This is a genomic window from Marinimicrobium koreense (assembly GCF_003762925.1).
Lineage (GTDB): Bacteria > Pseudomonadota > Gammaproteobacteria > Pseudomonadales > Cellvibrionaceae > Marinimicrobium > Marinimicrobium koreense.
The window spans coordinates 634,394-657,142 of the sequence record NZ_RJUK01000001.1 but is presented as its reverse complement, the minus strand read 5'-3'; the positions used below and the strand labels follow the sequence as shown (position 1 = coordinate 657,142).

The following is a 22,749-nucleotide window of genomic DNA, read 5'->3' as shown; positions in this document are numbered from 1 at the left end:
GTGTTCCTCAGAAGTGACCGCCATGACTGCCCTTAAAGAACCGCTTTCGGATAGGAACCGAGCAACTTCAGGTCCGCCGCCCGAGACGACACTTCGTTGAGCACCTTGCTCACTTCCGCGTCCTGGGCATGACCACTGAAGTCGATGAAGAACACGTAGGTCCAGGCACCGGTGCGCGCCGGGCGGGACTCAACCCGGGTCAGATCGATATTATGACGGTGGAATGGCTCGAGCAGGTTGTGCAGTGCGCCCGGCTCATTACGCATAGCCACCACCAGGGAAGTTTTGTCGTCACCACTGGCGGGAACGGACTCGGTACCGATGATTAAAAACCGCGTGGAGTTATCCGGCTCATCTTCAATCTTCTCGGCCAACACTTTTAACCCGTACAGCTCGGCGGCCATGCTGCCCGCAATGGCGGCGGCATTCCACTCCCCTTTCAGACGCTTGGCCGCTTCCGCGTTACTGCTTACGGCAATGCGTTCGGCGTTCGGGTAATGCGCATCCAACCATTTTCGGCACTGGGCCAACGACTGGGAGTGGGAGTAAATACGGCTGATATTTTTCACGTGAGTGACATCGGATATCAACAGATTCTGATGAATCCGCAGCTCCACTTCCCCACAAATTTTCAGGTTGGAGGTCATGAAATTATCGAGGGTGTGATTGACCACACCCTCGGTGGAGTTCTCTACCGGAACCACACCGTAATTGACCGCTCCGGCTTCCACTTCACGGAACACTTCATCAATGGCCGAGAACGGCATGGCAATGGCGGAATGACCGAAATGCTTGAGTGCCGCCTGCTGGGTAAAGGTGCCCTCCGGCCCCAGAAACGCCACTTTGATCGGCTGTTCCAGGGCCAGGCAGGCCGACATGATTTCCCGAAACAGGCGCGCCATTTCCTCGTTGCTCAAAGGCCCCTGATTGCGCTCCATGGCTTTGCGCAGTACCTGGGCCTCACGCTCGGGACGGTAAAAACTTTTCGCTGCCTCTTCCGGGTTTGCGCTCTTTTTGACTTCCGCCACATCCTGGGCGCACTGAGCCCGCTCGGAAATCAGTTTGCCGATCTGATCGTCGATCGAATCAATGCGATCGCGCAGCACCTTCAGTTGTTCAGATTCGTTCATAGAAGCATCGTTTACCATTGAGAAGGCACCCGTTGGGTGCCTGTCGTAGTGTTTGTGCATTGTCGCCTGGGTTCCGGGGTGATGGCGGGTGCGCAGCCCAATCGCTGCGCTCTGCCCCTACGCCAAGCTCCGGAGGTGCATCAGTTTTCGGCGTCGTCCTCTACCAGGGACTCGCCGCTTTCTTCGTCTTCTTCGATGCGCTCCACGCCTTTGACGTGCTCACCTTCTTTCAGGCGAATCAGACGGACACCCTGGGTGTTTCGGCTCAATACCGAAACTTCGTCCACTCGCGTGCGCACCAGCGTGCCCATGTCGGTGATCATCATGATCTCTTCGCCGTCGAGCACCTGCACGGCGCCCACTACCGAGCCGTTACGATCGGTGGTCTGCATGCCGATCACGCCCTGGGCACCGCGCCCTTTGGTGGGGAACTCTTCCACCGGGGTGCGCTTACCATAGCCGTGTTCACTGACCGTCAGCACTTTACCGCCCTCCTGCGGAATCACCATGCCAACCACCTGATACTCGTCGTCCATACGAATACCGCGCACACCACGTGACACACGGCCCATGGAGCGTACGGTGGACTCTTTGAAGCGCACAGTTTTACCGCTACTGGAGAACAGCATCACATCGCAGTCACCATTGGTAATGGCGGTAAACGCCAGCGAATCACCTTCATCCAGCTCGATGGCTTTCAGGCCGACGCTGCGCTGACGGGAGAACTGATCCAGCGGCGTTTTCTTGACCGTACCGCGACGGGTGGCCATGAAGATGAAATGATCCGCGTCGTAATTCTTGACCGGCAGAATCGAGGTGATCCGCTCGTCACTTTCCAGCGGCAACAGGTTCACCACCGGACGCCCACGGGACTGACGCCCTGCCACCGGAATCATGTACACCTTGAGCCAGTAGACTTTACCGGCATTGGTGAAACACAAAATGGTGTCGTGGGTGCTGGCGATCAGCAGGTGTTCAACAAAGTCCTCATCCTTCACCGCCGTGGCCGATTTGCCCATACCACCTCGACGCTGGGATTGGTAATCGTCCAGCGGCTGGGTTTTGGCATAACCATTATGGGAAATGGTCACCACCCGGTTTTCCTCGGCAATCAGGTCTTCGGTGGTCAGATCCAACGTAGAGGCGGTAATTTCGGTCAGACGGTCGTCGCCGTAATCGGTCATCACCTGCTCAAGCTCTTCGCGGATGACTTCCAGCAGACGCTCGGGACGGTTCAGAATATCCAGGAAGCCGGCGATCTGCTCGAGCTTCTCTTCGTATTCGGACAGCAGCTTGTCGTGCTCCATGCCGGTCAGGCGGTGCAGGCGCAGATCCAGAATCGCTTGCGCCTGGGCGGCCGACAGGTAATAGGCGCCGTCGTGCACGCCAAATTCTTTGCCCAGATCTTCCGGCTTGCAGGCGTCGTCGCCCGCCCGTTCCAGGAAGGCGGACATCTGACTGATATCCCAACCCCGGGCCATCAGCCCTTCTTTCGCTTCGGCCGGTGACGGCGAGGCTTTGATCAACTCGATCACCGGGTCGATGTTGGCGATAGCCATCGCCAGACCTTCGAGAATATGCCCCCGCTCGCGCGCCTTGCGCAGCAGGTACACGGTCCGACGGGTCACCACTTCACGGCGGTGACGGACGAAGGCTTCGAGCAGTTGCTTGAGGTTCAACAGCTTCGGTTGGCCATCCACCAGCGCCACCATGTTGATACCGAACACGGTCTGCAGCTGGGTCTGGGCGTAGAGGTTGTTGAGCAGGACTTCGCCGGACTCGTTGCGCTTGACCTCGATCACGATGCGCAGGCCGTCCTTGTCCGACTCATCTCGCAACTCGCTGATGCCGTCGATCTTTTTGTCCTTGACCAGCTCGGCGATCTTTTCGATCAGACGCGCCTTGTTCACCTGGTAGGGAATTTCGTGCACCACGATGGTCTCGCGACCGGTTTTCGGATCTTCTTCCACTTCCGCTTTGGCGCGCACGTAGATACGACCACGGCCGGTGCGGTAAGCCTGTACGATACCGGCGCGGCCGTTGATGATCGCCCCCGTTGGGAAGTCCGGCCCGGGGATGTGCTCCATCAGGTCATCAATACTGATGTCTTCGTCGTCTATCAGCGCCAGACAACCACGGACCACTTCTTTCAGGTTGTGGGGCGGAATATTGGTGGCCATGCCCACAGCAATGCCGGAGGAGCCGTTGACCAACAGGTTGGGAATACGGGTGGGCAGCACATCGGGGATGCGCTCGGTGCCATCATAGTTGTCGACGTAATCGACGGTTTCCTTGTCCAGGTCCGCCAGCAGGTCGTGGGCGATTTTGGCCATGCGCACTTCGGTATAACGCATGGCGGCGGCGCTGTCGCCGTCGATGGAACCGAAGTTGCCCTGCCCGTCCACCAGCATATAGCGCAGGGAGAACGGCTGAGCCATACGCACCACGGTGTCGTACACCGCCGAGTCGCCGTGCGGGTGGTATTTACCGATGACGTCACCGACCACACGGGCCGACTTGAGGTAGGGCTTGTTCCAGTCGTTCTTGAGCTCGCTCATGGCGAACAGAACGCGCCGGTGCACCGGCTTGAGGCCATCGCGCACATCCGGCAGGGCCCGCCCCACAATTACGCTCATGGCGTAGTCGAGATAGGACTGTTTGAGTTCGTCTTCGATGTTGACGGGTGAAACTTCTTTCGCTAATTCGCCCATGGACTCGCTGAGTTCCTTATTATCAAACGTCGGAGAAGCAACCCTTACCAGAGAGGCCGATAAAGCCCCCTGAGCCGTGCCCAACGGGCCCTCTGGGGCCTGTCGGGGCAGTATCCAGGCTGCCGCACAAAGGGCGGAATACTACCATAAAAACCGGCTAAGGGGGTGATTTCAGGGCGTTTTTCGAGCGAAGAGGGCCTGCATGCCAGGGGCCAATAAGAGTATACTGGCGGCCTTTGGACAAAGTTGTATTCAGGATTCCTTTTATGTCAGCCCCGCAAACCGTCAGCCTGATCATCAAAGCCCGCTGGATTGCGCCCGTGGTGCCGGAAAACCGGGTGTTTGAGCACTGTGCCCTGGTCGTCGATAAAGGCGTCATTCAGGCCCTGGTACCCCAGGAAGAAGCCGACAAACGCTACGACGCCCAACAGGAAATCTTCCTGGGCAACCACCTCCTGATCCCCGGCCTGGTCAATGCCCACGGCCACGCGGCCATGAGCCTGCTGCGGGGCTATGCCGACGATCTGCCCCTGAAACAGTGGCTGGAGGGCCATATCTGGCCCGCCGAGGACCAGTGGCTCAGCGAGGATATGGTGCGCGACGGCACGGAACTGGCCATGGCCGAGATGATCCGCTCCGGCACCACCTGCTTCAACGACATGTACTTTTTCCCCGAACAGGTGGCGCAGGCAGCCCAACAGGCCCACATGCGCGCCCAAGTCAATTTTCCGGTGTTTGACGCCCCCAGCGCCTGGGGCCAGGGCCCGGAGGACTATTTCCGCAAGGGGCTGGCCCTGCACGACGACTTTCGCGCCAGCGAACTGGTCCGGATCGGTTTTGGGCCCCACGCCCCCTACACCCTCTCGGACGAACCGCTGACCCGCATCGCCACCCTGGCACAGGAACTGGATGCCCCGATCCATATCCATCTGCACGAGACCGCCCAGGAAGTCAGTGAATCTATTGAGCAGCACGGTAAGCGCCCCATCCAACGACTGGCCGAGCTCGGGCTCTTGTCGCCTCTGACCCAATGCGTGCACATGACCCAAGTGGACGAGGGCGATATCGAGCTGATCCGGGACAGCGGCGCACAGGTGGTTCACTGCCCCGAATCCAACCTCAAACTGGCCAGCGGGTTCTGCCCCACACAGCGGTTTCTGGACGAGGGCATCAACGTGGCGCTGGGCACCGACGGAGCCGCCAGCAACAATGACCTGGACCTGCTGAGCGAAATGAAGACCGCCGCCCTGCTGGCCAAAGCGGTGGCCGGTCGGGCCGACGCCCTGGATGCCCACAGCGCTCTGCGTATGGCCACTCTCAATGGCGCGCGCGCCCTGGGCCTGGACGAGCACATTGGCAGCCTGGAGGTGGGCAAGTCGGCGGATATCACCGCTATCGAGTTGAGCGATTTGCCCTCGCAACCCGTATATCACCCGGTATCGCAACTGGTATACACCAACTGCGGCCACAAGGTCAGCCATGTCTGGGTGGCCGGCAAGGCCCTGCTGCTCAGTCGCCAGTTGCAGACCCTGAATGAACGCGAATTGATCGGCAAGGCCCGCTGGTGGGCCAAGCAGATCAAGGGACAACATTAAGCGGAGATCAAACATGAGTAATGTCGACGCGGCTGAAGTCGCCAAATTTGAGGCCCTGGCCAGCCGCTGGTGGGATCGCGAGAGCGAATTCAAACCTCTGCACGACATCAATCCGCTGCGCGCCAACTTTATCGACGAACACTCTCCGGTCGCCGGCCGCAAGGTGCTGGACGTGGGCTGCGGTGGTGGCATCCTGAGCGAGGCACTGGCCCAGCGCGGCGCTGAGGTGACTGGCGTTGATATGGGGGAGGCACCCCTGGGGGTCGCCCGGCTGCATGCTCAGGAGTCAGGCCTGACCATCGATTACCGCCAGATCACCGCCGAGGCTCTCGCCGAACAGGAAGCCGGTCAATACGATATCGTCACCTGCCTGGAGATGCTCGAGCATGTACCGGACCCGGCCTCGGTGATCCGCGCCTGCGCCACTCTGGTCAAGCCTGGTGGCCACGTGTATTTCTCGACCATCAACCGCAACCCCAAAGCCTATGTTTTTGCCATTGTGGGCGCCGAGTACCTGCTCAAGCTGTTGCCTAAAGGCACCCACGACTACCGCAAATTCATCCGCCCATCCGAGCTGTCGCGCTGGATGAGGGCGGCCAGCCTCGAATTGAAAACCCTGACCGGCATGACTTACAACCCGCTGACCAAGACCTACAAGCTGGACCCGAACGATGTCAGCGTCAACTACCTGCTGCACGCCCGTCAGGTGGGCTGACCGATGACCGAGAAGCCCGAGAAAATCTCGACGATTGATCACCTTCCCATTCGAGCCGTGATGTTCGATCTGGATGGCACTCTATTGGATACCGCGCCCGACTTTGTGGTTGTAGTGAATCGGCTCCTGGCTGAATATGACCGCCCGCCCCTGGCCGACTCCACCATCCGGCGCAGCGTGTCCAACGGCGCCCGGGCCCTGGTTGAACTCGCCTTTGGCGTCGAGCCGGGTCACCCGGATTTCGAGATCCTCCGGACCCGGCTTCTGGCGCTTTACGGCGATCACCTGGCGGTGCACACCGCGCTGTTCCCCGGCCTGCAAACCCTGTTGCACGCCCTCGGTGAACGGCAGATTCCCTGGGGAGTAGCGACCAACAAACCGGCGGCCTACACCCTGCCCCTCATGGAGCAGATGGATCTACAACCCGCCCCCCAGAGCATCATCTGCCCGGACCACGTTACCGAGCGCAAACCACACCCGGAGTCACTGTTCCTGGCCGCCAAGCATCTGGGTTGTGAACCCGAGCATATTCTTTATGTTGGCGATCATCGGCGCGATATCGAATGCGGCCGACAGGCCGGCGCCATCACCATTGCCGCCGCCTATGGCTACATTGAGGACGGGGACGATGTCGATGCCTGGGGCGCGGACTACCGCGTGGACCACGGCCAGGAGATTCTGCCCATTCTGGACACGCTGCTCCGATAAGCATTGGCGCTATCGGTCAACACCCAACCGATCAACACCGAGCGTTACACCGAAAAGAGTTGAACTATGACACTACCGGACAATTACCAACCTGCCCCCAGCCTGCTCAAGGATAAAATCATTCTGGTCACCGGCGCCGGGGACGGTATAGGACGGGTCGCGGCGAAAACCTTCGCCGAACATCGGGCCACGGTGGTATTACTCGGGCGCACCATGGCCAAGCTGGAAAAAGTCTACGATGAAATTGAACAGGCCGGTGGTCCCCAGCCCGCGATTTACCCCATGAACCTCGAAGGTGCCACCGAAAAAGACTATCGCGATCTGTCCGACACCCTGTATCAGGAGTTCGGCAAGCTCGACGGGATTCTGCACAACGCTAGCGACCTGGGTGAGCGAACGCCCATTGCCAATTACGCCACCGACACCTGGCTGCGGGTGATGCAGATCAATGTCAACGCGCCTTTCATGCTGACTCAGGCGCTATTGCCGCTGCTGGAGCAATCCGGAAACGCCAGTATTGTGTTTACCAGCTCCGGCGTCGCCCGGAAAGGCCGCGCTTACTGGGGGGCCTACGCGGCTTCCAAGGCGGCTCAGGACAACCTGATGCAGACCCTGTCGGAAGAGCTCGACGGTGCCTTGCCGATCCGGGCCAACAGCATCAACCCCGGCGCCACCCGCACACGGATGCGGGCGGCGGCCTACCCGGCCGAAGATCCGCGCACCCTGCCGACACCTGAATCGCATATGCCGTTGTATCTGTATCTGATGGGAGAGGATTCTGTGGGCGTGAATGGGGAGATTTTTACGCCGTAGGTGGAGCGAAGGGGTGTTACGGCGGATGCGGGCTTCGCCCTCCGAAGCGTCGGACCGATCCGCCCTACAGATAGCGCGCGACAGCTTTATCGGTGTTCCTGCATGGCTTGCAGGAGTGAGGCTTCGGCCCGGGACAGGCCACAGCGGCGGGCCACTTCTTCGACGCTGACACCCATGCGGAACAATTGATTGGCTTCGGTGTAGGGCTGCTCCGTTGGTGCGTCGGGCGATCCGCCCGCGCCCTGGGCCAGGCGCTTTTCCATGGCGATCAGGCGATTGCCCATGCCAATGGCGGCGCTGTTGGACACCGCCAACTCACTTTCCAGACGACGATGACTGGAGCGTACCTGATCCAACTGGCGGTGGCTGGCCCGCAGCGCCACCAGGGCGACCGCCATCGCCACAACGCTCAACACCAGACTCAAACCAATGGCCAGCAGCATCCAGTTCATCCGTTAAATCTCGTCCAACTCGGCCCACTCTTCGTTGGTGAGCAACTTGTTCAGGTCAATCAAGATCAACAGTTCGTCGTTCTTGTGGCACACGCCCTGAATAAACTTGGCACTCTCTTCATTGCCGACGTTCGGCGCGGTTTCAATCTCGGACTGATTCAGATACACCACTTCCGCCACACTATCGACCATGATGCCGATCACGTGGTTGTCCGTTTCGATAATCACAATGCGGGTATTGTCCGTGACTTCCCCGTCGGCCAGACCGAACCGGTGACGGGTATCGATCACCGTGACCACGTTGCCGCGCAAATTGATGATGCCAAGCACATAGGGGGGCGCACCAGGCACCGGCGCAATTTCCGAATAGCGGAGCACTTCCTGCACCTGCATGACGTTAATACCGTACGTCTCACCCTCCAACCGGAAGGTCACCCACTGCAGAACCTGGTCGTCCCCGTCTTTGTTCTTCTTGCTGTTTTTGGTCTCAGTCGCCATACATCAAATCCTCAATCGCTCTTGCTGTTCGTCATTATGCATTGATACGCACTATAGCTGATATCACGGCGGTTCGCTGCGCGTTTCCGACGCTCGCCATGCCTACCTCAGGCCCGTTTGCGGTCCGCCTCCATCAGCAACTGCCCGATACGCGGAATATCCAGTAGCGCGCACATGTGTTCTTTAACCGTTCCCGCCAACCAGGGACGCCGGCTGCGTTCGGTGCGCCATTTGACATCTTCTGGGTCCAGGCTGATGGGCTGGTTGACCGAATCCACGGCCAACCCCCAAGGCACTCCGTCGATAGAGATCACATACTCGGCAGTTTCAACAAACCGCTCGTCATAGCGCTCCGGCATGACAAACCGCGCGGTGTTAACCGTACGTATTTTGCCGGTCGGAGTCGGCAGCAGCCCCATAAACCAGTCCGCCTGTCCGAACAGCGGTGTCAGTTCATCGGTCAGCGGCTGAATCTGTCCCAGGGCGATCAGCGGCACCGCCAGGGTCAAACCCGACACTTTGAACAACAGCACATCGAACCGCTCCTGAGCCCAGGCGGGACGTCCGTTGGCCAGCCATTCGACGTCTTTCAAGCGGAATTGTCCGACTTCCGGCTCGGGCATCAAGTCCGGTGCTGCAGAGGATGGCACCGTTTCAGCAGTATCAGCTTTGGGAACCAGCGGTTCGGCCAACTTGACCCGAGGTTCTGGCGTCGTCCTCGCCTCTGGGGCGTCGGTTGTAGGTTCGATGGTCGGCGCGGACACCTCGGGCTTGAGTTTGGGCTCGACCACGACCGGCTGCGCAATACTGTGCGATTGAGCGGGCCGGGTCGGCGTTTGCACAGAGGCTGTGCTGCTGGCTTTCAGGGGCGTGGCAGCGCTGTATAGCAACTTCTGCAGCCGCTCGCGCTGCTCCTCCACCGGATCGGCATAGGGAGGCTCTTCCGGCACCGTCAGCAGATCATCTAAATAGGCCTGCAAAAGCCCCTGCGGATCCTTTGACATCCGGCTCATGTCGCACTCCCTGCGGCAACACTGGCCGTCGAGGGTTCTTTCTTCAACAACCACTTGTACAGGGACCGATAAGCGTCCACACCCCGACTGTCCGGCTCGAACAGGTGTGGCGGCACGCCCGCCTTGCTGGCGTCCCGAAACTTGGTGTCGACCGGAATCATTCCGGGCCAGACCTGAGTCGGGTAGGTATTGCGGATGGTCAGCAAACTGCTGACCGACGCCTGAGTACGGCGATCGAACATCACCGGCACCACATGGTATTCCAGGGGACGCTTGCGGGACTTACTCATCATCTCCAGGGTATTCACCATCCGCTCCAACCCTTTCAGCGCCAGAAACTCGGTCTGCACCGGCATTACCAGGCGGTGAGCCGCGGCAAGCGCGTTGATCATCAGCACCCCGAGCAACGGTGGCGTGTCCACCAGCACCAGGTCATAGTCGTCATACACCTGAGCCAGAGCGCGGGTCAGCACCAGCCCCATACCCTCCTGTCCAACCGCATGGCGCTCCAGTGTCGCCAGTGCCGTAGCCGAGGGCAACAGGTCCAGGTTATCGAAATCAGTTTTCTGAATCAGCTGTTTGACCCGCTCGGGATACAACTGTTTACGCTCTTCGAACAGTGTAAATACGCTGCTACGCGCCGTGTCAGGATCTTGACGGAAGTAGGTGCTCAGAGAACCGTGCGGATCCAGGTCCAGCAGCAATACACGCCGCCCCTGCTCGGCGGCAAGGCCGCCAAGGGCCACGGTGGTGGTGGTCTTGCCGACCCCGCCTTTCTGATTGGCAATGCTCCAGACGCGCAACAGATGCGATCCTCGTTATCGATGGCCTGATCGGTTAACAGCGCAAAGCGCCAAAATTCCGCAGGCCAATCCGGTTTACGTTACGTTGAACCAGGATTAAGCAACAGACATACCATTCGAGCTGGCATTATCCATTCAAACTGGGCTATCGCTGCCGTGGCAAATCCGGGTCACTACTGAAGAGCAGCCCCCCGCCCTCCAACTGCACCGGCTCGACCGGTGCGGCGGATTCCCCACTGTCGCCCGAAGAGCTATCGGCCTCCGGAGCGGATTCTTGAGGTGCACCCTCCGGGCCGGCCTCGCGCGGCGGCAGGATTCCGCTTTCCGCCCCGTTTCCATCCAGCGCTGCACTCGGGCGCGGCATCGCTTCGCGGGCAATCATCAAGGCAACCCGGCGGTTCTGGGCTCGCCCTTGCGGTGTGTCGTTGTCCGCACTGGGCTGGTGCTCCCCGTACCCCACGGCCGACAAACGCTGCGCCGAGACACCGGCTCCAGACAGCAATTTGACAATGGCACTGGCCCGCGCGGCGGACAACTCCCAGTTACTGGGGTAGCGAAGATTGCGGATGGGCTGGTTGTCCGTATGTCCCTCCACCTGAATCGGGTTGTCATACTCGGCCAACAGACGGGCCATTTCCGCGAAAATATCCCGAGCCTGGCCACTGAGCTCGGCGCTGCCCGACTCAAACAGAATACTGTCTCGCAGCTCGACCTGCAGCCAGTATTCATTGGCATACACTTCCAGCAGGTCATCGCCAATCAGATCGGAAAAACGCTCGCTGATACGTTCCGCCAGTTCTCCCAGCTCACCCAGGCCCTCTTCGCCCGCAAGGCCCCCGGATTCGCCCAGCATTGGGTGTTCGGTATCTCCGCGATCGTCGCCCCGAATATCGATAGCACTGGCTGACGGTGAGCGCGAAGGCTGGCCCACCTGAATGGGCTGGACCGCGCGGGCCGGCTCAAAGGCCTCCATCAGTGTATCTGACAGCACCCGGTATTTACTCTCATTGACCTGAGAGATGGAGTACATCACCACAAAAAACGCAAACAGCAGCGTAATGAAATCCGCGTAGGACACCAGCCAGCGCTCGTGATTCACGTGCAGTTCTGTGGGGCGACGGCGCGGCATGGGCAACCTCTACTTGTGCAGGTAGCCGTTGAGTTTCATTTCAATGGAGCGCGGGTTCTCGCCATCAGCAATGGCAATGATGCCCTCGATCATCAGTTCCCGGTAATGGGAGCGCTCATTGATACACATCTTGAGTTTGTTGGCGATGGGCAACAAAAACAGATTGGCGAGCGCGACCCCGTAGATGGTCGCCACAAACGCCACGGCGATACCCGGACCGAGCTGTTCGGGATCGGCGAGGTTGCGCATCACATGGATCAACCCCATGACCGCGCCGATGATGCCAATCGTGGGCGAATAGCCACCCATACTTTCATAGAAGCGCACGGCGTCCTGATCGCGCTGCTCGCTGAGCACCAGTTCGTTTTCCATGACCCGGCGGATCACGTCCGGCTCGCTGCCATCGACCATCAGTTGCAGGCCCTTGCGCGCAAAGGGATCTTTTTCGCGGTCGGCGATTTCCTCCAGTCCGAGCAGGCCCTGTTTGCGAGCTGTTATCGACCAGCGCACAATCTGGTCAATACCACCGCGAAACGCATTGACCGGAGGCCGAAAAATCCACGGGAAAATCTGCAGCGCGCGCTTGAGATGGACTTTGGGGGTCTGGAGCATGGCCGCCCCCAGAGTGCCACCCATCACGATCACGGCAGCGGGGCCATTGAGTAGAGAAGAGAGGCTGCCGCCCTCAGCAAAGTTGCCGCCAATCAGCGCAGCGAAGCCAATGATGACACCGAGTATGCTGAGGATATCCATGTCAGCAGACCTCACGCACGAGTCTGGGGCCAATGTCTTTCAGGCTGAGCACTTTATCCGACAATCCCGCTTTAGCTACTGCCATGGGCATACCGTAAATCACGCAACTGGCTTCATCCTGTGACCAGATGCTCGAGCCGGCATTTTTGAGCATGCGACCACCCTCCCGACCATCGGCCCCCATCCCGGTCAGGACCACGCCCAGCACTTTGTTCCCGTAGTGCTTGGCGGCCGAGCCGAAGGTGATATCCAGTGAGGGTTTGTAGGTCATGCGCTCGTCTTCGACGATGCGTAGCCCGCCCCGGGCATCCAGCATCATCTGCTTTCCTCCGGGTGCCAGCAACGCTACCCCCGGTTGCAAGGTATCCCCTTCTTGCGCCTCGCGCACCTGAATCTGACATTGGCGATTCAGCCGTTCGGCGAAGGCGCGGGTAAAGTTCTCCGGCATATGCTGCACCAGAACAATGGGCAGCGGGAAAGTGGCGGGCAGGTTGACCAATACATCGGTGAGCGCCACCGGCCCACCGGTGGAGGCGCCGATAACCAACAACTTATAGCTACCACGAGGGCGTGCCGGCGTCTGCGGCTCCCGGGCAACCGGTTTTTCCGTGGGTTTTTTCACCGGTCTGGCGGGTTGCAGGCGAGTTGCCTCGCGCGAGGCGGACGCGGAGGCGCGGGCCTGCCGACCGAGGGTCAGCAGGCGTTCGTGCAATTTATCCCGCAGCCCCTGGGCATTGCGGGACACTTCCCCAAAATCCTTGGGCATAAAGTCCATGGCCCCGGCCGCCAGCGCGTCCAGGGTAATGCGCGCTCCCTCATAGGTGAGGGACGAGAACATCAGAATCGGGACGGGCCGGTCCGCCATGATATGGCGCACGGCGGTAATGCCGTCCATCTCCGGCATTTCGAAATCCATAGTGACCAGGTCCGGGCGCAGGGAGCGGGCCTGCTCCACCGCCTCACGGCCGTTGGTCGCGGTTCCCACGACCGAGAGATCCGGGTGTTGATCGATCATTTCTTTCAGTCGCTGACGAAAGAAGTTCGAATCATCTACGATTAACACCCTCAATGGCATTGTTGCTTACTCCAGCCTGTTCAGTACGTCCGCTCCTCTTCGTCGGGGAGCACAGAGTTCAATCGGGATTATACGCCGCCCGCGTAGCGCTTGAGCAACCCCGGGATATCGAGGATCAATGCCATGGTGCCATCGCCAGTGATGGTGGCGCCGGCCATTCCGGGGGTGCCCTGAAGCATTTTGCCCAGGGGTTTGATCACCACCTCTTCCTGCCCGATCAGTTGATCCACCACAAAGCCCACCATGCGGGTACCAATCGCAACTATGACCACATGTGCCTCACGCTCCCGGGCCTTACGCGGTCCGGTGATCAGCCAGTCTTTCAGGTAGAAAACCGGAATGGCCCGATCGCGGATGGTCACGCACTCCTGGCCGTCCACGGTGTGGGTTTTGGACATATCCATGTGAAAAATTTCCTGCACGCTGGCCAGCGGTAAAGCGAAGGCCTGCTCTGCCAGCATCACCATCAGCGTCGGCATGATCGCCAGGGTCAGCGGCACTTTGATGTTCAGTCGGGTGCCCTCACCCTTGGTAGACTGGATTTCGATGGTGCCGTTAAGCTGGGTGATCTTGGTCTTGACCACATCCATCCCCACACCCCGACCGGACACATCGGAAATTTCTTTCTTGGTAGAGAACCCGGGGGCAAAAATGAGGTTGAATGCTTCGGTGTCCGAGAGGCGATTGGCGCTGTCCCGATCCATGACTCCCTTCTCCACGGCGATGTCCCGCAGTTTGTCAGGGTCCATGCCCGCGCCGTCGTCGGTGATCGACAGCAGGATGTGATCGCCCTCCTGCTCGGCCGCCAGAACGACTTTACCAGTGCGTGGTTTTCCATTCGCCTCGCGCAGGTCGGGCAATTCGATACCGTGGTCCACTGAGTTGCGCACCAGGTGAACCAGAGGATCGGACAGCGCCTCAACCAGGTTTTTATCCAGGTCGGTGTCCTCCCCCACCAGCTCCAGATTCACTTCTTTTTTCAGGTTGCGCGCCAGATCCCGCACTACCCGAGGGAAGCGGCCGAACACTTTTTTGATCGGCTGCATCCGGGTTTTCATCACGGAGGTCTGCAGGTCGGCGGTTACCACGTCGAGATTGGAGACCGCTTTGGCCAGGGATTCGTTTTCAATATCGTCACCCAACCGCACCAGGCGATTGCGCACCAATACCAGCTCGCCCACCATGTTCATGATTTCGTCGAGACGCTGGGTATCGACCCTCACGGTAGTTTCGGCCGGCGCCGGACCACCGTCCCGATCGGCCGGCTTGCCGGCGGGTCGAGACGCCGGCGGCTTCTTGCCATCGCCCGCGCCACCTCCGGCCGGTGCGGCGGGAGCGGGTGAAGCGGCTTTTGGAGCCGACGGGGCGCTATCGGGTTTTGCCGCAGCACTGGTATCCGGCTTTCCGGAGGCGTCAGGTTGCTTGCGGGTTGGCCCCTGCCCTTTGCCATGGAGCTCATCGAGCAGCGACTCGAACTCATCGTCACTGATCAGATCATTGTTGGACGAATTGCCCGATGCGGATTTACCACTTTCTGCGGGAGCTTGGGCTGGTGCAGACGGCTCTGGCGCTGCAGACTTTGCCGGCGTACCGGTCCCCGGGCCCTTGCCCTTACCGTGTAACTGATCCAACAGCGCTTCGAATTCATCGTCATCGATTTCATCGCTCTCTGAAGCGGGGGCTTCGGAGGATGGTTTGGCCGGCTGACTCGCACCCGGGCCTTTGCCTTTACCGTGCAGCTCATCCAGCAAGGCTTCAAACTCGTCTTCCTGAATGACATCACCCTGCTCTGGCGACGGCTTCGAGTCGGATCCGCTTTTGGCGGGCGCCGCACCGGGCTCATCGGCAATGGCATCCAGCAGCTGCTCAAACTCGTCGTCGGTAATATCACCCTGGGCTTTGGGTGTGTCGTTACCCACCGGCTCACCGGACCCGTGGCTCTGATCACTTTCGGAGGTGGTATCGGCGCCACCGTCAATCGGCTCGCCGTTCACCAGGCGCTGCAGGGTGTCGATCAACTGAGGATCGGCCGACGACATATCTTCCCGTTGCGACACTTCCGCAAACTGCTGGTTGATGGTATCGAGCGACTGCAGCACCACGTCCATCAACTCGGAAGTCACCTGGCGCTGGCCGTTGCGCAACACATCGAACAGGTTCTCTGTCACATGGCAACACTCCACCATGGGATCGAGCTGGAGAAACCCAGCCCCACCCTTGACGGTATGAAAACCACGGAAAATCGCGTTGAGCAAATCAGCGTCGTCGGGGCGCTGCTCCAGCTCGACCAGCTGCTCGGAGAGCTTCTCCAGTATTTCGCCTGCTTCGACCAGGAAGTCCTGGAGAATTTCTTCGTCGTCACCGAACCCCATTCAGCGCTCCTATCAAACCTATCTCACCGGTTATTGTCATCGGGTGGTCGCCCCTGGCTGACCACCCTGGCGCGCAGTGCGCCTGCGGGTGAACCCTGTTCCGATCCAGGTCAGAAACCCAGGCTCGACAGCAAATCGTCCACTTCGTCCTGACTGGATACCACGTCAGCCCGTTCGCTGGCGTTCATCTGCGGCCCCTCTCCGGAGCTCTGTTCACGTTTTTTCACTGCCGTTTCTTCACTATCGGCCTCGGGCACAAAACCTGTAACATCTTCCACTTGGGCGGCAATCCGGACCAGGCTGACCAGGTCCTGCTCCACATCATTGATCAGCCCGATCACCCGCTTGAGCACCTGACCGGTCAAGTCCTGAAATCCCTGTTCGAGCACAATCTCCTGCAGGTTACGACCGATGGTCTCGGTACCGGTCACCATCTGCCCCAGAAAATCGTCCATCCGGTGGTACAGCTCGCGAAACTCATCCGGGCTCATTTCGCGGCGTTTCAGCCGGGCCCACTCCTCTTTCAAAGAGCCGGCTTCCTGCCCGAGATTGGTGGCGATGGGCGCCGACTCGTCCACCATATCCATGGTTTTTTCGGCGGCCTGCTGAGTCAGGTCGATGACGTAGTTCAGACGGTTGGAGGCGTCCCGAATTTCGGAGTTTTTGATATCGGGCGGTTCGGAGCTGAGGTCACCATCAACATTGAAGTTGACGATGGCATCGTGCAGCCCGCGCGTCAGACGTCCGACGGACTGGAAAATATGCCGGTCGCGCACTTCGGTGATTGCGTGGATCAGCTGGGAGGCCTCTTCATACTGGTCTCCCTGAAGCTTGTCGACCAGCAGCTTGGCGCACTCTTTCAGCTCGGAGATGAACTCCTCGTTTTCATGCAACTGGGATGTTGAAGCCATGAATAAGCCTTATTGTCGCTATGGGCCGGCGCCCCAAGACACCGACGGCGCGCGGTTTAACCGACGCGTTCAAAAATTTTCTCGATCTTTTCCTTGAGCGCCGCGGCGGTAAACGGTTTGACGACGTACCCGTTCACTCCGGCCTGAGCGGCTTCGATAATCTGATCGCGCTTGGCTTCAGCGGTCACCATCAGAACCGGCAATGCATGCAGCTTCTCGTCCTCGCGCACTGCGCGCAGCAGATCGATACCGGTCATGCCAGGCATGTTCCAATCGGTCACCAAGAAGTCAAAGTCGCCGCTGCGCAGCATGGGCAAGGCGGTTACCCCGTCGTCAGCCTCGTGGGTATTGCTGAACCCCAGGTCTCTGAGCAGGTTCTTAATAATCCGTCGCATTGTCGAGAAATCGTCGACAATCAGGATTTTCATGTTTTTATCCAATGCAACCTCCGTCTACTCTGGCGGGAGTCTGGTTTCAAGAATGGGAAGCAGCGCCACAGGGCGCCCACCACACCGGTGATATTGGTATTCTAGCAAGGCCGGGCCCGGCAAAGTACCCACAAACCTCTGGCGCGTCAATCATTACCCTGCCAGTCGGCCAGCCGGGTCCTCAGGCGTAGGGCCGCCTGGCTATGGATCTGGCTGACCCGGGATTCGCTGACCCCGAGGACCTGCCCGATCTCTTTCAGGTTAAGTTCTTCATCGTAATAGAGCGCCAACACCAGTTTTTCCCGCTCCGGTAGTTGGGTTATCGCCTGCGCAAGGGATTGCTTTAGCGCCGCGCGCTGAATTCCATCCAGAGGACTGGCGTGCTCGGACCCGGGACCCGCCATATGCTGGCTGGTATCGTCATCGCCGAACGTCTCTTCGTAGCTGAACAACCGGCTGGCACTGGCATCGCGCAGCATATCGAAATACTCATCCAGCTCGATGCCCAGCTCGTCGGCCACTTCGGCATCCTGGGCATCCCGGCCGGTGCGCGCTTCCACAACTCCGATGGCCTCGCTGATCCGCCGGGCGTTACGGTGAACCGAGCGCGGCGCCCAGTCACCCCGGCGCATTTCGTCCACAATGGCGCCACGAATTCGGATACCGGCATAAGTTTCAAAGCTGGCACCCTTGGAAGCATCGTACTTCTGGGAGGCTTCAATCAGGCCAATCATTCCCGCCTGAATCAAATCGTCAACCTGGACGCAGGCGGGCATACGCAACATCATGTGATGGGCAATGCGCTTCACCAGGGGCGCGTAGTCCTCGACCCGGATCTGGTTGCCAAGTTGTCGGGTTTTATCGTACATGGCTAATCCATCGGCTGCGGCCATTGTCAGCTACCTCACACCGTCTAGCGACTGTTGGCGACCTGGAGCAGACGCTCGACAAAAAATTCCAGCCGCCCAGTGGGCGCACTGGGCAGAGGCCACTGATCCACCTCTTTGGCGAGCGTACGAATCGCTTGCGCCGCCTTGCTTTGGGGGGCGAACTCCAGCAGTGACTTTTGTTTCTGCACGGCTTTACGCACATTTTCATCAAAGGGAACATGGCCCACGTATTGAAGGGTCACATCCAGAAACCGCTCACACACGCTGTTGAGCTTGTTGAACATCATCTGCCCTTCGCGACTGGTGCGGGTCATATTCGCAACCACCCGGAAACGCTGCAGGCCGTGGTCCCGGTTGAGAACCTTGATCAGGGCGTAAGCATCGGTAATTGACGAGGGTTCGTCGCATACCACCACCAGCACTTCATTGGCGGCCCGGACGAAGCTCACCACGGTATCGGAAATTCCGGCGGCGGTATCCACCACGAGAATATCCACCTGATCGCTCAGTTCACTGAAGGCGTTGATCAGACCCGCATGCTCACGGGGCCCGAGCATGGTCATGCGTTGGACGCCGGAGGCGGCGGGGACAATTTTCAAACCGGAGGGGCCGTTGACCAGCACATCCCGAAGCCCCATTTCGCCGTTGAGCACATCGGACAGGGTATGTTTGGCCTTGAGACCGAGCAGCACATCGACGTTGGCGAGCCCCAGGTCCGCATCCAGCAGCACCACGCGGCGGCGAAGCTCGGCCAAAGCGATACTGAGATTGACGGAAATATTACTCTTTCCCACACCGCCCTTGCCGCCGGACACTGCTATGACTTGAACCGGACGCATTTGACTCATCTGCCGTTCTACTCCTCACGTTCTTCGACTGACCCTGACAAGGTCGATTATAGGGCCCGGCGGGCGACTGGGGCCGAGGCACCCTGGGGGCGGCGCGCGGCGTCATCACGCCGACCGACCAGGCTGGCCGCTCGGGTCACCAACTGGTGCGGGCGAGCCACCTGAATATCCCGGGGAATATCCTGACCGTCGGTAGTATAGACGATTGGCACCCCCGCCTGCATGACCACACCCAGCGCCTCACCCAGGCTCGCGCTCTCATCGAGCTTACTGAGAATGCAGCCGGTCAGCCCCTGACCACCGTAGGCGTGCACTGAGGCCTTGAGCATCGCCGCCTGACTGGTGCTGGGCAGCACCATCAGTGGTTTGACCTGAGGCAGGCGACGGAGTGTTTCTAACTGCTCGGTCAGCCGGGGGTCGCCCTGACGGAATCCCGCGGTATCAATCAGCACCAGTGCATGACGGCGCAGACTGTACAGCACCGACTCCAGACTGGACTGATCGTCCACCACCCGCAGGGTCACACCGAGGATACGCGCCAGGGAGCGAAGCTGATCATGGCCGCCAATTCGGTGGGTATCCAGGGTCACCAGGGCCACATCCCGGGCACCGTGGTCCATGACATAACGGGCGGCGAGTTTGCCGATAGTAGTGGTTTTACCGGCCCCGGTGGGGCCCACCAGAGCGTAGACGCCACCCCGGGAGACCGGGTCGGCGCCGTCAGCCGGCAACTTGCGCGCCAACTGCGCCAACGCACCCGTCCAGGCTTGCGCCAGTGGCTGACCGGCCGGAGTGTCGTTGAGAATGGCTTCAGAGACCTCCGGGGACAATCCCATCCGCTCCAGGCGCCGGCCAATGCTCGCCAGCCCCGGTGCCCGGGCCGCCGGCTTCGGGCCGAGCATCTGTGAGAGCTGTTCTTCGAGCAGATAGCGCATTTCGGCCAGCTCGGCCTGGAGGCTATCCAGCCGTGGATCGCTCGCTTCCGCGCCCGCCGCACTCACCGGACCCGCGGGCGGCTCATCATCCCGCAGAGGGTAACGCTCGGCGGCACTGACAAAGCCGGCCGCTCGTGATGTGTTCAGCTCAGACTTGCTCGCGCTGACCGGCTCCCGGTCAGTCCCGGCGGATTCAAGCAAAGAGCGCTCCACCCGAATACCCGCATTGACGCGCTGATTCGGTTGAAGGAACTCGCGCGCCGAGGCATCCAGCTCGCGCTGAGCCAGTTGCCGCTGGCGGGCGCGCTCAATGGCATCGGCCCGCTGCTGCCCGGTTTCCGACGCGCGTCCGGTCGAGAGTGACTCGCCTGATTCGGAATTTGCGGCCGGCACAGACTTCTCGGCCGCTTTCGGGAGGGACACCGAGGCTTGGGTGGTCAACAGCTCCACCCCGTCTTTCGTGCGGTTGCTGGAGAGGATGACCGCATCGGGACCCATCTCCTGACGAACCATTTCCAGGGCGCGTCGCATGTCCGCCGCGAGAAATCGTTTGACCTGCATCGTTGTACTCCTCGTCAAAAAACGGGCCTGTTAGTCTTTGGACTCGGGCCGGGATCATCCGGGCCCGGGCTCTCATCCGGGTTACCGGTTGTTGGTCTGGCCGGCACCCACCGTGGCATCAATGGAAATCTGCTTGTTTTCCGGCACTTCGGTGTAGGCCAGAACGTTCATATCCGGCACGCTGTTGCGCGCAAACCGGGCCAGCATATTGCGCAGCGGCGCGGCGACCAGCAGGATCAGGGGCTTGCCGGCCACTTCCTGCTTCTGGGCCGCCTCCATGAGTGAGCGCTGCAGTCGCTCCGCCAGGCTCGGCTCGATAAAGGCACTGTCATCAGCGCCAGATTTTTGTGCCTGCTGTAGGGTATTTAGCAACAACTGTTCCAACTCTGGCTCCAGGGTGATGACCGGCATCTCCGGCTCTGAACCCACGATGTTCTGGACGATCTGGCGCGAGAGCGCAACCCGGGCGACGTTGGTCAAAGCGGCGGGATCTTGACTCTTGCTGCCATTGGCCGCCAATGCTTCGGCGATCGAGCGCATATCACGAATCGGCACCCGCTCGCGTAGCAGATTCTGCAACACCTTGAGCAGCACATTCAGGCTGATGGTGTTGGGCACCAGTTCCTCCACCAGCTTGGGCGAGTTTTTCGCCAGCATATCCAGCAGCTTCTGCACATCTTCATGGCCGAGCAGCTCCCAGGTATGTTTCTGCAGAATCTGATTCAGGTGGGTGGCGACGACAGTGCTGGCATCCACGACGGTATAACCCAGGGTCTGGGCCTTCTCTTTCTGACTGGCATCAATCCAGACGGCGTCCAGCCCAAAGGCTGGATCCTTGGTTTTGGTACCGTCGAGCTCGCCAAAGACCTGGCCGGGGTTGATCGCCATTTCCCGGTCTGGATAGACCTCGGCTTCGGCCAACGAAACGCCCATCAGGCTGATCCGGTACTTGTTCGGCAGCAGATCCAGGTTGTCCCGAATGTGAACCGAGGGAATCAGAAAGCCCATTTCCTGGGACAGCTTGCGCCGCACTCCCTTGATCCGCCCGAGCAGTTCCCCGCCCTGCCCCCGGTCCACCAGGGGAATCAGCCGATAACCGACCTCCAGCCCGATGATGTCCACCGGCTGGACATCGTCCCAGTCCAGTTCCGCCGATTCTTTGGCGGGCGGCAGAGAAGCCTGTCCGGGGTTCGGTGCCGACGGCGTGACCGTCGGCCCGCTACCACCGCCCCCGGAGGGACGCCCACCACCGGGTCGATAGTCATCTTCTTCCACCGCCTCGGGCTGCTGACTGCGCCAGTGAATAAAGTAGGCCAGGCCACCACAGAGAAAGCCCAGGCCCAGAAACGCCACATGAGGCATGCCGGGAATCGAACCCATCAGCAACAGAACTCCCGACGCGATGGCCAGCGCCTTGGGCGTGGCAAACATCTGTCCCATGATCTGTTCACGCATGTCCTCGGAGCTGTTGACCCGGGTCACCAGAATCGCCGCCGAGGTAGACAGTAGCAGCGAGGGAATCTGGGCAACGAGACCATCACCAATGGTCAACAGAATGTAATTCTCCAGCGCCGTGGAAAAATCCAGGTCATGCTGAATCATCCCGATGCCCAGGCCACCGATAATGTTAATCACCAGAATCAGAATACCGGCGATGGCATCGCCGCGCACGAATTTGCTGGCACCGTCCATGGCCCCGTAGAAGTCCGCCTCGCTGGCAACTTCCTTTCGACGTGTCCGGGCTTCATCCTGATCAATCAGCCCCGCATTCAGGTCGGCATCAATGGCCATCTGCTTGCCGGGCATGGCGTCCAGGGTAAACCGGGCACTCACTTCCGAAATCCGCCCCGCCCCTTTGGTCACTACGACGAAGTTGATGATCATCAGAATCAGAAACACCACCAGACCCACGGCGTAGTTGCCGCCAATAACCACTTCGCCGAACGCCTCGATCACTTTACCGGCCGCATCACCGCCCTCGTGGCCGTTGAGCAGCACCACCCGGGTGGAGGCGACATTCAGGGCCAGGCGTAATAGGGTCGCGACCAGCAGGATGGTGGGAAACACCGCGAAGTCCAGCGGGCGCATGGCGTACACGCCCACCAGCAGCACGACGATGGACAGGGCGATGTTGAAGGAGAAGAAGGCGTCGAGCAGTATCGGCGGCACGGGCAGGATCATCATGCCCAGCAGCATGAGCAGCAGCACGGGTATGCCGATGTTGCCACGACCGAGTCCGCGAATATGGTTGAAGGCGGCGCGGCGGTCGATGTTGTTCAGTTGGCTGAAACTGGGAAGTGCCATGTAGGTCGCTTTTTTGACGGTTTCGTTAGTTGACCGTCTTATCGCAAGAAGCGTACCAATTGGTGAAGGATAGTCGGTGGAGAGATTGGTGGTTATCTGAGAGTC

20 protein-coding genes are annotated in these 22,749 nt (G+C 59.9%); 4 read left to right on the top strand and 16 right to left on the bottom strand.

All coding sequences use genetic code 11. From position 1 onward, the window contains the following. Nucleotides 1–32: 32 nt before the first annotated feature. Nucleotides 33–1,130, bottom strand: a complete 1,098-nt coding sequence (gene pheA / locus EDC38_RS02830) for a prephenate dehydratase (protein WP_024460001.1) — start codon at nucleotides 1,128–1,130, stop codon at nucleotides 33–35. Between the two features lie 140 nt (nucleotides 1,131–1,270). Next, nucleotides 1,271–3,841, bottom strand: a complete 2,571-nt coding sequence (gene gyrA / locus EDC38_RS02825; protein ID WP_024460000.1) for a DNA gyrase subunit A — start codon at nucleotides 3,839–3,841, stop codon at nucleotides 1,271–1,273. Nucleotides 3,842–4,107: 266 nt separating this feature from the next. Here gyrA and EDC38_RS02820 point away from each other — a divergent pair, with 266 nt between their 5' ends. From EDC38_RS02820 to EDC38_RS02805, 4 genes are all read left to right on the top strand, one after another. After that, nucleotides 4,108–5,436 (top strand): TRZ/ATZ family hydrolase, encoded by a 1,329-nt coding sequence (locus EDC38_RS02820; protein WP_123637235.1) that lies wholly within the window; start codon nucleotides 4,108–4,110, stop codon nucleotides 5,434–5,436. 13 nt (nucleotides 5,437–5,449) lie between these two features. Then, nucleotides 5,450–6,151: a bifunctional 2-polyprenyl-6-hydroxyphenol methylase/3-demethylubiquinol 3-O-methyltransferase UbiG gene (gene ubiG / locus EDC38_RS02815; protein WP_123637234.1), complete on the top strand. Its 702-nt coding sequence runs from the start codon at nucleotides 5,450–5,452 to the stop codon at nucleotides 6,149–6,151. A 3-nt stretch (nucleotides 6,152–6,154) separates the two neighbouring features. After that, complete coding sequence (locus EDC38_RS02810; protein ID WP_246004320.1) at nucleotides 6,155–6,859, top strand: HAD-IA family hydrolase; 705 nt, start codon at nucleotides 6,155–6,157, stop codon at nucleotides 6,857–6,859. A 66-nt stretch (nucleotides 6,860–6,925) separates the two neighbouring features. Next, nucleotides 6,926–7,672: a YciK family oxidoreductase gene (locus EDC38_RS02805; protein WP_123637233.1), complete on the top strand. Its 747-nt coding sequence runs from the start codon at nucleotides 6,926–6,928 to the stop codon at nucleotides 7,670–7,672. Between the two features lie 86 nt (nucleotides 7,673–7,758). Here the strand turns inward: EDC38_RS02805 and EDC38_RS02800 are convergent, their stop codons facing one another. The 14 genes from EDC38_RS02800 to flhA all read right to left on the bottom strand — a co-directional run bounded on the left by EDC38_RS02800 (nucleotide 7,759) and on the right by flhA (nucleotide 22,644). Continuing rightward, nucleotides 7,759–8,124, bottom strand: coding sequence for a DUF2802 domain-containing protein (locus tag EDC38_RS02800; protein ID WP_123637232.1), 366 nt, complete (start codon nucleotides 8,122–8,124; stop codon nucleotides 7,759–7,761). Between the two features lie 3 nt (nucleotides 8,125–8,127). Beyond that, nucleotides 8,128–8,622, bottom strand: coding sequence for a chemotaxis protein CheW (locus tag EDC38_RS02795; protein WP_123637231.1), 495 nt, complete (start codon nucleotides 8,620–8,622; stop codon nucleotides 8,128–8,130). Nucleotides 8,623–8,729: 107 nt separating this feature from the next. After that, the gene (locus EDC38_RS02790; RefSeq protein WP_425462018.1) at nucleotides 8,730–9,635 is read right to left on the bottom strand and encodes a chemotaxis protein CheW; all 906 of its coding nucleotides are present in this window, start codon (nucleotides 9,633–9,635) and stop codon (nucleotides 8,730–8,732) included. Further along, entirely contained in the window at nucleotides 9,632–10,438 is an 807-nt protein-coding gene (locus EDC38_RS02785; RefSeq protein ID WP_123637230.1) for a ParA family protein, read from the bottom strand. Before EDC38_RS02785 ends, EDC38_RS02790 begins: the two co-directional genes overlap by 4 nt. Nucleotides 10,439–10,583: 145 nt before the next feature. Further along, complete coding sequence (gene motD, locus EDC38_RS02780) at nucleotides 10,584–11,567, bottom strand: flagellar motor protein MotD (protein WP_123637229.1); 984 nt, start codon at nucleotides 11,565–11,567, stop codon at nucleotides 10,584–10,586. 9 nt (nucleotides 11,568–11,576) lie between these two features. Continuing rightward, nucleotides 11,577–12,320 carry a flagellar motor protein gene (locus tag EDC38_RS02775; protein WP_123637228.1) on the bottom strand — a complete coding sequence of 248 codons (744 nt, stop codon included), beginning with the start codon at nucleotides 12,318–12,320 and terminating at the stop codon, nucleotides 11,577–11,579. 1 nt (nucleotide 12,321) lies between these two features. Then, nucleotides 12,322–13,395: a protein-glutamate methylesterase/protein-glutamine glutaminase gene (locus tag EDC38_RS02770; protein WP_123637227.1), complete on the bottom strand. Its 1,074-nt coding sequence runs from the start codon at nucleotides 13,393–13,395 to the stop codon at nucleotides 12,322–12,324. A 68-nt stretch (nucleotides 13,396–13,463) separates the two neighbouring features. Beyond that, entirely contained in the window at nucleotides 13,464–15,767 is a 2,304-nt protein-coding gene (locus tag EDC38_RS02765; RefSeq protein ID WP_123637226.1) for a chemotaxis protein CheA, read from the bottom strand. A 110-nt stretch (nucleotides 15,768–15,877) separates the two neighbouring features. Further along, nucleotides 15,878–16,678, bottom strand: coding sequence for a protein phosphatase CheZ (locus EDC38_RS02760; protein ID WP_123637225.1), 801 nt, complete (start codon nucleotides 16,676–16,678; stop codon nucleotides 15,878–15,880). A 56-nt stretch (nucleotides 16,679–16,734) separates the two neighbouring features. After that, nucleotides 16,735–17,118, bottom strand: a complete 384-nt coding sequence (gene cheY / locus EDC38_RS02755) for a chemotaxis response regulator CheY (protein WP_024459986.1) — start codon at nucleotides 17,116–17,118, stop codon at nucleotides 16,735–16,737. 134 nt (nucleotides 17,119–17,252) lie between these two features. Then, nucleotides 17,253–17,975, bottom strand: coding sequence for an RNA polymerase sigma factor FliA (locus EDC38_RS02750; RefSeq protein WP_281273495.1), 723 nt, complete (start codon nucleotides 17,973–17,975; stop codon nucleotides 17,253–17,255). A gap of 44 nt (nucleotides 17,976–18,019) precedes the next feature. Continuing rightward, nucleotides 18,020–18,844, bottom strand: a complete 825-nt coding sequence (locus tag EDC38_RS02745) for a MinD/ParA family protein (protein ID WP_123637223.1) — start codon at nucleotides 18,842–18,844, stop codon at nucleotides 18,020–18,022. Nucleotides 18,845–18,891: 47 nt separating this feature from the next. Then, entirely contained in the window at nucleotides 18,892–20,340 is a 1,449-nt protein-coding gene (flhF, locus tag EDC38_RS02740) for a flagellar biosynthesis GTPase FlhF (protein WP_123637222.1), read from the bottom strand. 81 nt (nucleotides 20,341–20,421) lie between these two features. Next, nucleotides 20,422–22,644, bottom strand: a complete 2,223-nt coding sequence (flhA, locus tag EDC38_RS02735; protein ID WP_123637221.1) for a flagellar biosynthesis protein FlhA — start codon at nucleotides 22,642–22,644, stop codon at nucleotides 20,422–20,424. Nucleotides 22,645–22,749 lie beyond the last annotated feature (105 nt).